At 50.2% G+C, this 15,000-nt stretch carries 14 protein-coding genes and 1 pseudogene; 12 read left to right on the top strand and 3 right to left on the bottom strand.

What is annotated here, in order from left to right:
- Positions 1–55: 55 nt before the first annotated feature.
- Entirely contained in the window at positions 56–379 is a 324-nt protein-coding gene (locus VB712_RS06075; protein ID WP_323253167.1) for a PepSY domain-containing protein, read from the bottom strand.
- 118 nt (positions 380–497) lie between these two features.
- Here VB712_RS06075 and VB712_RS06070 point away from each other — a divergent pair, with 118 nt between their 5' ends.
- The 3 genes from VB712_RS06070 to VB712_RS06060 all read left to right on the top strand — a co-directional run bounded on the left by VB712_RS06070 (position 498) and on the right by VB712_RS06060 (position 3,444).
- A complete protein-coding gene (locus tag VB712_RS06070; RefSeq protein ID WP_323253165.1) occupies positions 498–1,187 on the top strand; it encodes a glutathione S-transferase family protein in 690 nt (229 codons plus the stop codon).
- Between the two features lie 76 nt (positions 1,188–1,263).
- Positions 1,264–2,079, top strand: coding sequence for a metallophosphoesterase (locus tag VB712_RS06065; RefSeq protein ID WP_323253163.1), 816 nt, complete (start codon positions 1,264–1,266; stop codon positions 2,077–2,079).
- Between the two features lie 51 nt (positions 2,080–2,130).
- Positions 2,131–3,444 (top strand): Tudor-knot domain-containing protein, encoded by a 1,314-nt coding sequence (locus VB712_RS06060; RefSeq protein ID WP_323253161.1) that lies wholly within the window; start codon positions 2,131–2,133, stop codon positions 3,442–3,444.
- Between the two features lie 52 nt (positions 3,445–3,496).
- Here the strand turns inward: VB712_RS06060 and VB712_RS06055 are convergent, their stop codons facing one another.
- Positions 3,497–4,123, bottom strand: a complete 627-nt coding sequence (locus VB712_RS06055) for a TetR/AcrR family transcriptional regulator (RefSeq protein ID WP_323253159.1) — start codon at positions 4,121–4,123, stop codon at positions 3,497–3,499.
- A gap of 124 nt (positions 4,124–4,247) precedes the next feature.
- Between VB712_RS06055 and fraC the strand changes: the two genes are divergently transcribed.
- Both fraC and VB712_RS06045 read left to right on the top strand, forming a co-directional pair.
- Entirely contained in the window at positions 4,248–4,802 is a 555-nt protein-coding gene (gene fraC, locus VB712_RS06050; protein WP_323253157.1) for a filament integrity protein FraC, read from the top strand.
- A 16-nt stretch (positions 4,803–4,818) separates the two neighbouring features.
- Complete coding sequence (locus VB712_RS06045; RefSeq protein WP_323253155.1) at positions 4,819–5,748, top strand: DUF5357 family protein; 930 nt, start codon at positions 4,819–4,821, stop codon at positions 5,746–5,748.
- Positions 5,749–5,781: 33 nt separating this feature from the next.
- Here the strand turns inward: VB712_RS06045 and VB712_RS06040 are convergent, their stop codons facing one another.
- Positions 5,782–6,525, bottom strand: a complete 744-nt coding sequence (locus tag VB712_RS06040; protein ID WP_323253153.1) for a metallophosphoesterase family protein — start codon at positions 6,523–6,525, stop codon at positions 5,782–5,784.
- A gap of 253 nt (positions 6,526–6,778) precedes the next feature.
- Here VB712_RS06040 and VB712_RS06035 point away from each other — a divergent pair, with 253 nt between their 5' ends.
- From VB712_RS06035 to VB712_RS06005, 7 genes and pseudogenes are all read left to right on the top strand, one after another.
- Positions 6,779–7,363: a tRNA-(ms[2]io[6]A)-hydroxylase gene (locus VB712_RS06035; RefSeq protein WP_323253151.1), complete on the top strand. Its 585-nt coding sequence runs from the start codon at positions 6,779–6,781 to the stop codon at positions 7,361–7,363.
- 229 nt (positions 7,364–7,592) lie between these two features.
- A complete protein-coding gene (gene dapB / locus VB712_RS06030) occupies positions 7,593–8,420 on the top strand; it encodes a 4-hydroxy-tetrahydrodipicolinate reductase (RefSeq protein ID WP_323253149.1) in 828 nt (275 codons plus the stop codon).
- Between the two features lie 9 nt (positions 8,421–8,429).
- Entirely contained in the window at positions 8,430–9,110 is a 681-nt protein-coding gene (locus VB712_RS06025; protein ID WP_323253147.1) for a phosphate ABC transporter permease, read from the top strand.
- A 35-nt stretch (positions 9,111–9,145) separates the two neighbouring features.
- Entirely contained in the window at positions 9,146–9,670 is a 525-nt protein-coding gene (locus VB712_RS06020; RefSeq protein WP_323253145.1) for a tetratricopeptide repeat protein, read from the top strand.
- Between the two features lie 162 nt (positions 9,671–9,832).
- On the top strand, positions 9,833–12,469 hold the full coding sequence (gene alaS / locus VB712_RS06015) for an alanine--tRNA ligase (protein ID WP_323253143.1): 2,637 nt from the start codon (positions 9,833–9,835) through the stop codon (positions 12,467–12,469).
- Between the two features lie 134 nt (positions 12,470–12,603).
- A complete protein-coding gene (locus tag VB712_RS06010) occupies positions 12,604–14,415 on the top strand; it encodes a GmrSD restriction endonuclease domain-containing protein (protein WP_323253141.1) in 1,812 nt (603 codons plus the stop codon).
- Positions 14,416–14,419: 4 nt separating this feature from the next.
- A pseudogene (locus tag VB712_RS06005) lies at positions 14,420–14,848 on the top strand (Uma2 family endonuclease); the annotation flags it as partial.
- Positions 14,849–15,000 lie beyond the last annotated feature (152 nt).

Raw genomic sequence — 15,000 nt, 5'->3', positions numbered from 1 at the left:
CGAAAGATTTCTCGCCCCTACGGTGATTGGGGACGCAACATTTTTCGCCCCTAGGTTAGTCTTCTGGGGCCTCTTCCGGTTTTTCTACCTTGGGGGCCGGCTTTTTAGGGCGGAAGGTTGACCAAAAAATGCCGATGCCGGTGGAGAGCATGAATAACGCCCCTAAACCATTGAGCAAAACGTACACAGGTTCTAACCAGGAGCCTAAGTATTCCCCCTCATGCACCACCATGAGCCAATGCACTTGATCGCGGGATAGACCGAACCAACTTTTCCCTAGGCGGTAGCTTACGCCGGTAAGGATCGTGACCATTAGGGGCAGGATGATAATGGGGGCGATCGCCCGGTGGAGATTTCGCAACGTGCGTCCGATAGCCATAATGGGGAAAGAGAAAAAAGCCAATGGCTCTCATTTTGTCCTAATCCTAGGCAAGCCTACAAGCTTGATGACTAAAGTCCTCACTACGAGCGTTTGGCGTAACGAGCTTAGTTCTTGAATGGCTTCCATCCCTATCCTATCGATCGCAACCTTTATGCAACTCTATACGAATCGCCTTTCTAATAACGGCCGCCGCGTCCATGTTGCCCTGCTGGAAAAGGGCATTGAGGCGGAAATTGTGCCGGTGCAACTCAATGGCGATCAAATGACCCCCGAATTTCTGGCCATGAACCCCTTTCATCATGTGCCGGTGTTGGTGGATGACGGCTTTACTGTGATTGAATCCTTGGCGATTTTGGACTACCTCGAAGCCCAATACCCCACGCCGCCATTGATGCCTACGGAACCAAAGGCGATCGCCCGCGTGCGGATGATTGAAATGGTACAGGTTCATGAAATGACCCCCCTGATGTACCCCCAACTTAAGGCCAAGGTGGGGATCGAGGTTCCTGCTGAAGTTCTCGAACAAACCACAACAAAAATGGCCACGGTGTTGCAATTTTACGAACAGCATTTGAGCGAGGACTTTTTCGTACCGGGTCAATTCACCCTTGCGGATATCGTGGCCGGCGTTTCGATCACGATCCTCGATGCTTTCCTCGGTGTCGATTTGACCCCCTATCCCCAAATCTCCGCCTGGTACGATCGCCTCTCCACCCGCCCCAGTTGGATCACCACCCAACCCACCCCCATGGAGGTGATGGCTTTCCTGCCTCGGATTCGTACCGCCCTCCAACGGCACGGTTAAGCCGATGAGGGGGCGCAAAGTCATACGGTGGGGGGGGATAGCCCTCTTAGCCCTGCTCCTGCTTCTCCTCACCTATATGAGCCAAATCGAACCCCGTTGGCTGGAGGTGAAGCGGGTGGATCTGGTGTTGCCGAGGTGCGATCGCATCCTCAAGGATTTCAAACTGGTGCAGATTAGCGATCTTCATGTTCGTTCCCTCCACAGCAATACTCTTGATCGAGTTGTTGATCAAATCAACGCCCAAGCCCCCGATGCTGTGGTGATTACTGGCGATTTCGTCACCAAAGATGATGATCTCGATGCTGACCGTCCCCTCCTGGCCCCCTTGAAACGATTAAGGGCAAAACAAGGGGTCTATGGCATTTTGGGCAACCATGACCATTGGACAAACCCCCTCATCGTGCGCCATTTCCTCCGGGAAAATCAGATCCGGGATTTGAGCAATCAGGCGATCGCCCTCACCCCCGGAGCAACCCCCCTGATCCTCGCGGGCATTGATGATCCTTGGGTGGGACAGCCGGATTTACCCGGATTATTGCAGCGGCTCCCCCCTGAAGGTTGCGCCATCCTCCTTGCCCATGAACCCAACTTTGCCGACACCGCCGCCCAAACCCGCCGCTTTGACCTCCAACTTTCCGGCCATTCCCACGGCGGCCAAATCCGGCTCCACCGATTTTATAACTTGCCACCGATGAGCGATCGCTATCCCTCCGGCCAGTACCCAGTGGGAAAAATGATCCAATACACCAATCGCGGCATCGGTATGGGGGGGCTACCGATGCGCCTGCGCAGCCGCCCGGAAATTACTGTTTTGCATATCCAAGGCCAGGCTCCCAATTCCCTTGGCGAGAAAATATCACATTTCATAAAGACAAGGGATGAAAATCCCTAAAGTGGCTCGATCCTTAAGAAGAATTACGGGATTTCACCCAAAGGAATGACAATGGCAGATACGATTGTTCAGCTTGTTGATGCCTTACCCGCCGACAATATTACCGTTAAGGTTTTGAAGGCGATTGATATGATTGCTCCCGGTCAATGGGAGAACACCGTCGATTTTGACGAGATGATCCAAGCGGTGACGGGGGAAACCAACCCCAGCCGCATTGCCCGGATTCGTGATCGCGCCGAGGCCCTCTACCTCGACAACCAACAGCCCTATCAAGGCACAATCCGCCTTTACCAAACCATAGATAAAGCGGATTTTGGCATGGCAACCGCCGCCCTGGCCAATAAAGTTGGCGAGAAAATTAGCTTTCTCGGCTTTTTAAACAACGTCACCCCCAAACCCGATACTCTCCAAAGTATCGATCTGGTGCTGAAGGTGGCGGTGGAGTTGCTGGCCTTCTGTCGCCTCAATAAACTCGAACCCAATCCCGCTCTTTTTGTCCAAGCCCTCAGCAACAACTACCAAGATGCCGCCCTGATCCGCATGGCCAGCTTGGTTTGTATTGATGCGCTCCTCCCCTTAGGCACAGACTTTTTGCTCAAAATTCATGAACTGACCCAATCCGCAGATACGAGCATCATCACCCAAAATCCTCTCTTTTTAGCGGTGAACCAGTATCTACCAGGCAATAGCCCTCAGGATAAGGCGGGGTTTGTGAGCCAAAGCTTTACCGCCGTTGAAGGGTGGATGAGCGGATTTGTGAGCAAAACCGGGATTACCCCCGAAACCATTGCCAATAGTTTGGGAAATTTCATCCAGGGGGCTGGCGGCAAACTGGATGTGATCGCCGCTCTGTTGGATCAAATGACCAACTACTACGAACACACCGGCATTCAAACTGTAGCGCGGGCGGTGATCTTAGCAGCCCATGCCCAAGTGCAAGCGGAACCGGAACCCGTAGCCAGTGCGGCCCAACCCATGGCCACCTCTCAATCCTCCAGTGGCTCCTCCGATTATGCGGTAGGGCAACGGGTGGATGTGTGGGATGGGGATGATGAGGATTGGTATGAGGCGACGATCCTCAAAGTGCGGGAGAAAAAGAACCTGCTGGAATATAAGGTTCACTATGAGGGCTATGACAGCGAGGACGATGATTGGGTTGATCCGTCAGATGTGCGATCGCGGGATTTCGGCGACCCCGATGACAATGGCTATACGGTGGGGCAAACGGTGAAGGTCTGGGATGAGGATGAGGAGGAATGGTATTCCGCCGTGATCCGCAAGGCCAAAGAGGATGAATATTTTGTTCACTACATCGGTTATGGCACTTCCGATGATGAATGGGTTGGCCCCGACGACATCACCTAAATCACCCGTAGGGGCGAAAAATTTTTCGCCCCGTTCGCCCTCTTTCGCCCTACTACGGCGCTAAAACGCCATTGAGGAAAATATCCGCCAACCCTTCCGCCATTTCTTTCATCGCTTGGGGGGAAGCATTGGGTTCCATAATGGTTTGATCTGAAAAACCTGCAACGGCAAACATACCAAGAAAAACGCGGGCGACAATGCGCGGGTTCATCCGTCGATAAATGCCTTTTTCCATGGCAGTTTCAAAAAAGGCTTCCGCCACATCGGTCATTTTAACAATTACATCGGTTTGAATGCGATCGCGCAGTTCGGGATGAAATTGCGCCTCCATAAAACAAACCCGCATCAGATCGCTACTTTCCGCCATCCGCAACATTCGCCGCCGCATCACCTGGGCCACGGCTTTATAACTGCCCATCTCACTCAATTCTGTGAGCAAATCGGTCAAAATTTCCACCCAGCCTTTAGTGGCAACTTCGATTAAAATTGCCTTTTTGTTACTAAAGTGACGGAATAAAGTCCCCTCTGCTACACCTGCGGCTAAGGCTAAATCTTTAGTGGTCGTGCCTTCATAACCTTGGCGGGCAAAAAGCTTCAAGGCTGCCTGAAGAATCCGATCACGAGTACTTGCTTCGGTGGGAACCGGAGGGGGAGAAGGTCGCCGGTGAAAAACTCGCATGGCTTTAACTCAGGTGGGGTATATGATCTAAAGGTAGCGTTAGGGTGTTGACTGTAACCGCGATTACTGCCAAACCTTCACAAAAGTTGCGTTTCGTTCATCTAACTTTGCTATTCCCCTCTCCATGGCTGACCTTTTCACCTGGGGTGTACTCCCGATTCCGATCATCGTCTTCCAACTGCTGGCATTACTGCTCAGTATTGCTATCGAGGCCTATATTTTTTCCCGCCAGTTGGTTTTAACCCATCGGGAGTGCATTCAATATTCAGCGGCGATTAATTTGTTGTCGGCGATCGCCGTCTGGCTGTTTGGCTTTGTGATGCAGGCGTTGATGCCCCAAAGTGCCAAGCTGCAATTGATCAGCTATATTTTATTGGGGCGGTTTTACAACATTGAAAATCAAACCCTGTTTAATTTCGTCATTGTGCTGTTGCTGCTCTTTTTATTTTTTCTCGTCTGTTTTGTGGAGTTTAAGGGCTTAGATTTTTTAGAAATGATTTTTAGCGAGTGGCCAGAACTGACTACAACAGAGGAGCGCATCCAATTTTGGCAACGGTTGATGATCGCAATCACCTATACAGATCCCGAAAAAATTACGGCTATTTTTTGGGCAAATGCCGCCAGTAATAGCGTTATTTTATTAGTGCTTTTGATTGCAGTGTTGCAATATTATACTTAACGATACTTGAGTATTTATGCTTAAATTTTTGAACTATTTATTAAACCTTGTTAAACCTACACAGTTTAATTCCTGGCAGACGTTCAATGGTCTGGCATTGGCCTTTTTCGTCGCTTCCGTGTTTTCCCAAGGGTTTTTGCGGGAAGTTCTCGCCTATACCAGCTTTATTTGCATTGCCATTGGCCTCACCTGGGTTGGCTTGGAAAAGTCTTGGCTCTTGACTCCTTGGCTCACTGCTGGCCTGATCTGTTTATTCGTTCATGACTTAATCAAAGTTGACCCTAAATCACTCCTCTTGGTTTGGTTGCCCTTGGCGGCTGGTTTAGCGGTCATTCCCTATGCAGTGGATGAAAATTTTAATTGGCATTTGCCGAAGCGAGAGGCTCGCAAGTTCTTAATTATTCTCTTTGGCAGTCAAATTTTACTCACCTGCTGGATTCAGTTTTTCTTTATTTTACAAAGTTGGCTGATGATGTACCCCAGTTTATTTGTCGATGATTTTGGCGAAAGTATGTTTGTGCGCCAAGTGGATTTTGGCACTGAGGTGTTACCCCGCAGCGTGCCGCTGCTCAGTCAACTGCGCCCCGCCATTGAGGTGCAACTCAGTAATCAAGATTGGGGGACGATGGAGCGATGGCTTCAGGGGCTTTATCACACCCCGTATCAAATGCCGGGGTTTGTGCAACCGGCCTTAGAAAGGGCGAAATGGCAAAGGATTCCAGAGGATGATTTTTGGCGGGTGACGGCGATCGCCTCTCCCCAACTGGATCAACCCAATACCTATCAACTGCGCTGGGATGCTCAATGGCAGGGGCCAAAATCCCGTCTTGCCACTGAAAATAACCCCTATGATGCCTATTTGCTCTGTCACATCCGCCGGGAAAATCAAGCCAGTGCTGTTAATTGTGATGAGGTTCAACGGGTGAACCCGCCAATTTCTCAGTAGGATGAGGACTTCAGTCCTCACTACGAACGCTGTTTAGCGGCTAACCATGCGGCGGGGGAAGATGCGAGCGGGGTTAATGCGGGTGACGGCATCGGCGAGGTCGAGGGTGCGGAGGCGGTTTTGGCGACAGTTGACTTGGTAAACCCGTTTACGGGTTAAATCTAAGCCCGTGAGCCAACCGCTTTGGCGGTGGTAGGCTCCGGTGTCGATGTCGAGCCAGCCGGGGCCTTGGGCGAGTTTCCCTGGCATCACACCGGGGAGCGTAAATGTGATCGTGTGGCCGGTGATGATGAGTTTATTTTTAAAAAAAGGCTGTTGCATACTGTGGAATTCATCGCGAATCCAGCAGAATTGTTCGGCAGTTTGTTGCTCTAGGGGCATCCGGGGATCAATGCCAGCATGAACAAGCCACACATCCCCTAAATCGAGGTAGGTGGGGAGCGATCGCATCCAGGCGAGATGTTCCGGGGTAATACTGCCCTTGCCATAGCTGTTTAAGGTTGTTTGGCCGCCACTATAGAGCCAGGCTTGACGGCAATGTTCTTGGCTATGGGGGCCATCAATGACATCCAAGACCATTTGCTCATGATTCCCCAACAGGCAATGATAGCCATGGCTTTTCACTAGCTCTACGACTTGGGCGCTCTTGGGGCCGCGATCAATCAAATCGCCAACAAAATAGACTTGATCCGCCTGGCCAGGGGCGATCGCCTCCAACAGGATCATTAACGCATCGTAGTGGCCATGAACATCTCCAACAAATATGCGACGATTCATAAAGCGTGATCTTACACCTTCGCGTTGAGGGACAAAGTGAAACCGATGGGGGGGAACCCGATCGTTAAAGAAAAGATGACCGCAAAATTCCCTGAGATCAGGGTTCCATTCTAGTCAACTCCTAGGGTTCTGGTTGTAACTCCGGCGGCTCACCCTTTAAAATCTGCGATCCTGACTTCAGGTTTTCCGTGAAAAAACCCCACTTAATCGCTTAAATTAACAACTTGTAGATTCCCTGAGAGCACGGCGGCCAGTGACCACCATTAACATTCTTCAACAGCCCACTTCGACGGCGTGGATTGATCAAGCGATCGCTAACCTTGACTTGATCTTACTCGACCACTCTCATTGTGAACGCAAAGCAGCGGCAGCGGCCTTAAATTTAATGTTTCGCTACCCTTCCAGTCGTGCCTTGGTGGATAAGTTGACGGCGATCGCCCAGGAAGAACTGGAACATTTCACGCTGGTGAACCAATGGTTAGATCGCCGAGGCATCCCCCTCGCCCCCCTCAATGCGCCCCCCTACGGCGCGGCCCTGCGGGCCTTGATCCGTCGCCAAGAGCCGGAACGAATGCTGGATTTTCTTTTGGTTTCCTGTTTGATTGAAGCCCGTTCCCATGAGCGTTTGGGGTTAATTGGGGAACATTGCCCTGAGCCAGAGTTGGCGAAGTTTTACCGCAGCCTGATGGCCTCGGAAGCTCGCCATTACGGGGCCTATTGGGTGCTGGCGGATACCTATTTTGATCGGGCTGTCGTGCAAGATCGTTTGGTAGAGTTGGCGATCGCCGAAAGCGAGATCCTCAGCACCCTTCACCCTGAACCCCGTATTCACAGCTAGGACCCCAGGGCAGAAGGATGAAGGCAGAAGGATGAAGGCAGAAATGGAAATCTCTTTGGGCCTAGGGGTTCTGCCTTCCAGGCATGGTTGGGTGATTTCCGCTGTCGGGTACTCGTTGCTTGATCGGTGTGGGGCGAAAAATTTTTCGCCCCTACCACTCCCTACTTCCCACTTCCCACTCCCCTGTACAATGGGGATCGGATTTTCTTGCACTGTCATTGAATGTTTTATGAGCGCTGAAGCGTCAATCCCCGTCGTGATTAATGGGGCTGCGGGCAAAATGGGCCGCGAAGTGGTGAAGGCTGTGGCCGCTGCCGAGGGAATGCATCTGGTGGGGGCGGTGGATCGCAGCCCTGAATTAATTGGCCAGGATGTGGGGGTTGTGGCGGGTTGTGGGGAATTGGAAATCCCGATTCTCTCGGATCTCCAAAGTGTGCTGGTTCTGGCCACGCAAGAACCCGTTCAGGGGGTAATGGTGGACTTTACCCACCCCAAGGGTGTTTATGAAAATGTTCGCAGTGCGATCGCCTATGGGGTGCGGCCGGTGGTGGGGACAACGGGACTGACCCCGGAACAAATCAGCGACCTCGCGGCCTTTGCGGAAAAAGCCAGTACGGGCGCGATTATTGCCCCTAATTTTTCCATTGGGGTGATTCTGCTCCAACAAGCGGCCATGCAGGCGGCGAAATATTTTGATCATGTGGAAATCATCGAACTCCACCACAACCAAAAAGCCGATGCCCCCAGCGGGACAGCGATTAAAACCGCTGAAATGTTGGCGGAGATTAAAAACCAATACAATCCTGCCCAAGTGAAGGAAACGGAACAACTCCCCGGAGCGCGGGGCAGTTGTACAGCGGAGAATATCCGGATGCACAGTGTGCGTTTACCCGGATTGCTGGCCCATCAAGAGGTGCTGTTTGGCTCCCCTGGCCAGATTTACACGCTGCGCCATGATACGAGCGATCGCGCCTCCTTTATGCCCGGTGTGGTGTTAGCCATCCGCAAGGTGACGGAATTAAAAACCTTGGTTTATGGTCTGGAAAATATCCTTTAAAACCTGCCCATGTTAGTGCCGATTACCCGCGAAAAATTTGAGCAACTGATTCCGGCGATCGCCACCGGCTCCCAATACATTGCCCAATGGGGCGGTGTCCAAGATCTGGTGCGGCGGGTGTTGATTGCCGTGGTCGGGGTGGTGGCGTTATTACTCCTCAATATCCTCTTTCAAGGGGTTGCCGCTGGGTTTAAATTTTTCCTGGGGATCATTATGGGCCTTTATTGGCTCTGGTCGCCGGTCTATTTTGCCAGTGTCCGCAATAGTCAATATCGCCGCTGGAAATATAGCGGGTTTTGGCGGGGGCGGGTGTTGGATGTGTTTATTTCTGAGGATTTGGTCAAGGAAGAGGAGACGTTTAATCAGCGGGGGGAATTGGTGATTGTGGAAAATCGGGAGCGGCGAATTAATTTAGAAATTGGCGATCGCACCGGCTTCCGCACCATCGTCCAAGCCCCCCTCCGCCGTACCCACAAGCTCCTCGCCCCTGGTCAAGTGGCAGAATGCTTGGTGATGTCCAATCAACCAGATTTGAGCGAGATCAAAAAAATTAGCGATGTCTATATCCCCAGTCAAGACCTTTGGGTGGGAGAATACCCCTGTTTGCGGCGGGATTTTTTCATCAGCATGAGCCAAGACCTCCAACGCCAGCCGCCGCCGGCCCGTCGCCGTCGTCCTTCCCGCCGTTAACTCACCTTAGTTTATTCCTGTTTTAATCCCTTCTTATGAACGAAACGTTACCTGCCATTTACGTTGTAATTTTACTGGTTTTATTGAGTGCTGCCTCAATTTTTGTGTTTCGCCAAGTGTGGCGAACTCGGCAGCAGGATCTGCGCTTTGAAAAGCTACAAAATACCCTTAAGGAAGGAGAAAGCACCGCCAAAGATTATTATGAATTTGGCAGTTTATGTTTAGACAAAAAACTCTACGTCCAAGCTGTAGCCGTGTTTCAGCGTGCTTTGAAAACTGCTGAAAAGGAAGAAGTAGAGCCGGAAAATATGGCACTCATCCATAATGCAACGGGTTTCGCCTACTTTGCCCAAGAGCAATACGATATTGCCATCCGCCATTACAAAGATGCAATCGCCCTTTATCCCGAATATGTGATTGCCTTAAATAATTTGGGCAATGTCTATGAAAAGAAAAAACTGGTAACGCAAGCCTTAAAAGCCTATGAAGAGGCTTTAGCCTACGATCCCGATAACAAAGTCTCGAAAAAACGAGCCGAATCGATGCGTAAACGAATTTAAATTAAAGGATGAAGGCAGAATTAAAGGATGAAGGCAGAAGGCAGAAGGCAGAATTATTCATCCTTCTCTTTTCATCCTTCATCCTTCTCTTTTCATCCTTCATCCTTCATCCTTCATCCTTCTCTTTTCCTCCTTCATCCTTCTCTTTTCATCCTTCCCCCCATGCCTAAGACTCCCCCCAATCTCACTGGCCCCCAAATTCGCGAGCAGTTTTTGAACTTCTACGCTCAAAGACAGCACAGAATCCTCCCCAGTGCTTCCCTTGTGCCGGAAGACCCGACGGTATTACTGACGATCGCCGGAATGCTGCCCTTTAAGCCGATCTTTCTCGGCCAGCGGCCTGCCCCCTGCGATCGCGCCACCACTTCCCAAAAATGTATCCGCACCAACGATATTGAAAACGTCGGGCGCACCGCTCGCCACCATACGTTTTTTGAAATGTTGGGGAATTTCAGTTTTGGGGATTATTTTAAAAAAGAGGCGATCGCCTGGGCTTGGGAACTTTCTACCGAAGTGTTTAACCTGCCCCCAGAGCGATTAATTCCCAGCGTGTTTCGGGAAGATGATGAAGCTTTTGCGATTTGGCGTGATGAAATTGGCATTCCAGAGCATCGCATTCAGCGCATGGATGAAGCGGATAATTTTTGGGTTTCTGGCCCCACCGGCCCCTGTGGCCCCTGCTCGGAAATTTACTATGATTTTCACCCTGAACAAGGGGATGCGGTGATTGATCTCGAAGATGATACGCGGTTTATCGAGTTTTATAACCTCGTATTTATGCAGTATAACCGCGATAGTGATGGCAATTTAACGCCGTTAGCCAAGCAAAATATTGATACGGGCTTAGGGTTGGAGCGGATGGCGCAAATCCTCCAAAAAGTCCCCAATAATTATGAAACAGATTTGATTCTGCCGATTATTCAAACGGCGGCGCAAGTTGCGGGTTTAGATTATTTTAAAGCGAACGAAACGACACAGGTTTCTCTGAAGGTGATTGGGGATCATGTGCGGGCGGTGGTGCATATGATTAGCGATGGCATTACGGCATCCAATACCGACCGGGGCTATGTGTTGCGGCGGTTGATCCGGCGGGTGGTGCGCCATGGCCGGCTGATTGGCATTGAGGGGGCGTTTATGAATCGGGTGGCAGAGGCGGCCATTGCTTTAGCAGAATCCGCCTATCCCCAGGTGCGGGAACGCCAAGGGGTAATTTTTGCCGAACTGGAAAGGGAAGAGGCGCAATTCCTCAAAACCCTGAGCCGAGGCGAAAAGCTCGTCGCGGAAATCCTTGCCCAAAACCCGACCCAAATCACCGGCTCCGAAGCCTTTACCCTCTACGATACCTACGGCTTCCCCCTGGAATTAACCGAGGAAATTGCCACAGAACAGGGGATCACTGTGGATATAGCAGGGTTTGAGGCGGAAATGGCCCAACAGCGCGATCGCGCCCGGGCCAGCCACACCACCATTGATCTCACCATTCAAGCCAGCCTTGATCAACTGGCCCAAGCCCTTCACCCTACGGAATTCTCCGGCTATAGCCAACTTCAGGCTCCCGCTGAAGTGGTGGCTCTCCTCCAGGCAGGAAAAACGATCGCCACCGCTTCCCCTGGCGATACGGTGCAAATCCTCCTTGATACCACCCCCTTTTATGGGGAATCGGGGGGGCAAATTGGCGATCGCGGCTATCTCAACGGTGAAGATTCCTTGATTGCGATTAGTGATGTGCAAAGGGAAGGGGGGATGTTTATCCACTATGGCCAGGTGGAGCGGGGGATGGTCAAGGTGGGCGATCGCCTCACCGCTACCATTGACCGCACCTGTCGGCGACGGGTACAGGCCAACCACAGCGCCACCCATCTTTTACAAGCAGCCTTAAAACTGATCGTCGATCCCACCATTGGCCAAGCCGGTTCCTTGGTGGATTTTGAGCGGCTGCGCTTTGATTTCAATTTGAACCGTGCTGTTACCAAAACTGAATTGGAGCAGATCGAAGCCCAAATTAATCAATGGATTACCGAAGCCCATCCCGCTGAAGTGGAAGTAATGCCCATTGCAGCGGCGAAGGCGAAGGGAGCCGTGGCCATGTTTGGGGAGAAATATGGCGATGAGGTGCGCGTGATTGATTTCCCCGGCGTTTCTATGGAACTCTGTGGGGGAACCCATGTGAGCAATACGGCAGAAATTGGTGCATTTAAGATTATTTCGGAAACGGGGATTTCTGCCGGGGTGCGGCGTATTGAAGCGGTGGCGGGGCCGGCAATTTTGGATTACCTAGCGGTGCGCGATCGCGTCGTGCGGGAATTAGGCGATCGCTTTAAGGCCCAACCAGAGGAGGTTGTCGAGCGGGTGGATAAGCTGCAAACGGATTTGAAGGCGGCTCAGAAGGAACTGGAAGCCCTCAAGGGCGAGTTAGCGATCCTCAAATCCGATCAACTGATCACCGAAGCGGAAACCGTGGGAGAATTCCGCCTCTTAGTGGCCCATTTGGGGGATCTCGATCCCAAATCCCTCCAAACCGCAGCGGAACGACTACAGCAAAAATTAGGGGAAAGTGCCGTCGTCCTCGCCTCCACGCCAGAACCCGATAAAGTCTCCCTGGTAGCGGCCTTCAGTCCTGCCATCTACCAAGGCAAAAAACTGCAAGCGGGCAAATTCATCGGCGGCATTGCCAAACTCTGCGGCGGCGGCGGCGGCGGTCGTCCCAACCTAGCCCAAGCTGGGGGCCGGGATGCCAGCCAATTACCAGCAGCCTTAGCAGCGGCCAAGGCCCAACTCCTAGCGGCCTTGACCAGTTAGCCCTTGCTTCATTGGGGCGAATTTGGTTTCGCCCCGATACTTCATTGATATACTTTTAAATAAGATCGAAAATTCAAGAATTACCTTGTTAACAGTAATATTTCACGTCGTCTAGGAAGTCTAAGGAGTCTAACGTGAATCCATTTACAACTTTTGATAGCACAAAAGAATCTCTCAGTGATCTGTTACAAAGTATTAAGATCGGAAAATCACAACTACCTGATTTTCAGCGGGGCTGGGTTTGGGATGATGAACATATTTGCAGCTTGCTCGCTAGTATTGCTGTTTCCTATCCCGTCGGTACAGTCATGTTGTTACAAACGGGTAATCCAGATGTGCAATTTAAACCACGATTAATTGAGGGAGTTGTTTTAGATTCACCCCCAGAACCAGAACGTTTAATTCTAGATGGACAACAACGCCTTACTTCTCTCTTTCAGGCTCTGTTTTCTGATCAACCAGTTGTTACTCGTGATGTGCGCGGTAAAGTAATCAAACGCTGGTATTATCTTGATATTAACAAAGCTGTTAACCCTTATGTTGATGCGGATGAATGTATTATTAGCTTACCAGAAACTCGCCAGTTGTATAACTTTCGCGGTGAATTAAAGTTTGACTACTCCACACCCGAAAAAGAACGAGAGTTTGGATTTTTACCATTACCACTTCTCTTCGATGATGTTAAATTAAATGCCTGGCAATTGGCTTATTTACAAGATGATCCGCAACTCACATCAGAACGCTTGAAAATTTGGAATGAGCTAAGTCGAGTTATTCAGCGTTTCAAACAATACCAAATGCCGATTATTTCCCTCCGCAAAGAAACACCCAAAGAAGCAGTATGTCAAGTGTTTGAAAAGGTTAATACAGGGGGGGTTTCATTAACAGTTTTTGAGTTATTAACAGCAACCTTTGCAGTTGATGATTTTAGCTTGAGAGATGATTGGGATCAGCGACGGGCGCAACTTTCTAAGCATAAAATGCTGCAATCCATCGAAAGTACCGATTTTTTGCAAGCCGTTAGCTTGCTCGTCACTCGGGAAAAACGCTTGATCGCTTTAGGAAACCACAATAGTGAAACTGAACGTGCTCCAGCCATTAGTTGTAAACGTAAAGATGTTTTAAGATTAACATTAAATGATTATCAAAAATGGGCGCATCTGGTTACAAAAGGACTCGAAAAATCAGCCCGATTACTCCAATCTCAGTATATTTTCTCGCATCGTGATTTACCCTATCGTACTCAGCTAACGCCAATGTCGGCAATTTTTGCAGTATTAGGTGATCGGGGTGATAACGATGGTATTCGGGCGAAGATTGCCCGTTGGTATTGGTGTGGAGTGTTTGGTGAACTCTATGGTGGTTCTATTGAAACCAGGTTTGCGAAGGATTTACCAGAAGTTCTAACTTGGATTGATGGAGGTAATGAACCGGACACTATTAATGATTGCAATGTTGCCCAATCTCGATTAGTGGGCCTCCAAACTCGTAACAGTGCTGCCTATAAAGGTTTGTATGCTTTACTGATGCGTGATGGCGGTCGAGATTTTCGCACGGGTGAGCAAATTGATACACAGCTTTATTTTGAGGACTATATTGATATTCATCATATTTTTCCGCAGCAATGGTGTCAACAAAATGGCATTGAACGGCGACGCTATAATAGCATCATCAATAAAATCCCAATTTCTGCGAAAACCAATCGAATGATTGGTGGGAAAGCTCCTGCAATTTATTTAGAGCGTCTGGAAAAAAGTGCAGAAATTTCATCGGCACGAATGGATGAAATCTTGCGATCGCACTGTATTGATCCCGATTCATTACGGGCCAATGACTTCAATACATTTTTTGCGAAACGGGAGCAAGCCCTATTACTCAAAATTGAACAGGTGATTGGCAAGCCGATTGCCCGTGATCTTGCTGGTCTAGATTCAGAAGAGGAATAAAACCATGATCGCCATTGCTCCCCCCACGGTTCAAACCCTAACGATTCAATGGCCCCCAGAGATTCGGGCGATCGTCACCCCCGAAGAATTTGCGGCCCTTGTTGCGGCTAACCCCGAACTCCAATTTGAACGCACTGCCACAGGAGGCTTAATCGTGACCCCCCCCACTGGTAGCGAAACCGGCAACCGCAATATTCGTCTTGCCTATTATTTAGTGCGTTGGATTGAGGAAGAAGGGGGATCGGGTTTAGCTTTTGACTCCTCCACTGGGTTTCGCTTGCCCAATGGAGCCAATCGTTCCCCCGATCTCGCTTGGGTGGCGCGATCGCGCTGGGAGGCCCTTACCCCAGAAGAACGCCAAGGTTTTGCCCCCCTTTGCCCTGATTTTGTCGTGGAATTATGCTCAAAATCCGATCAACTTGGCCCATTACGAAAATAGTGCGGGAGTCTTAGAGCAACGTCAATTTATTGCGGGGATGAAAGACGACACGAGCGACTTTAGTCGCCCTCCTTGGGCCAGTCGTGTTATGGTGATTATATTGAATTTCAAACGTCCAGGAACTATCACAAGGCTAAAAACCGACA

The sequence above is a fragment of the Spirulina sp. CCNP1310 genome, from assembly GCF_034932185.1.
In the GTDB taxonomy this organism is placed as follows: Bacteria; Cyanobacteriota; Cyanobacteriia; order Cyanobacteriales; family Spirulinaceae; genus Spirulina.
This window is presented reverse-complemented; position numbering and strand designations above follow the sequence as displayed.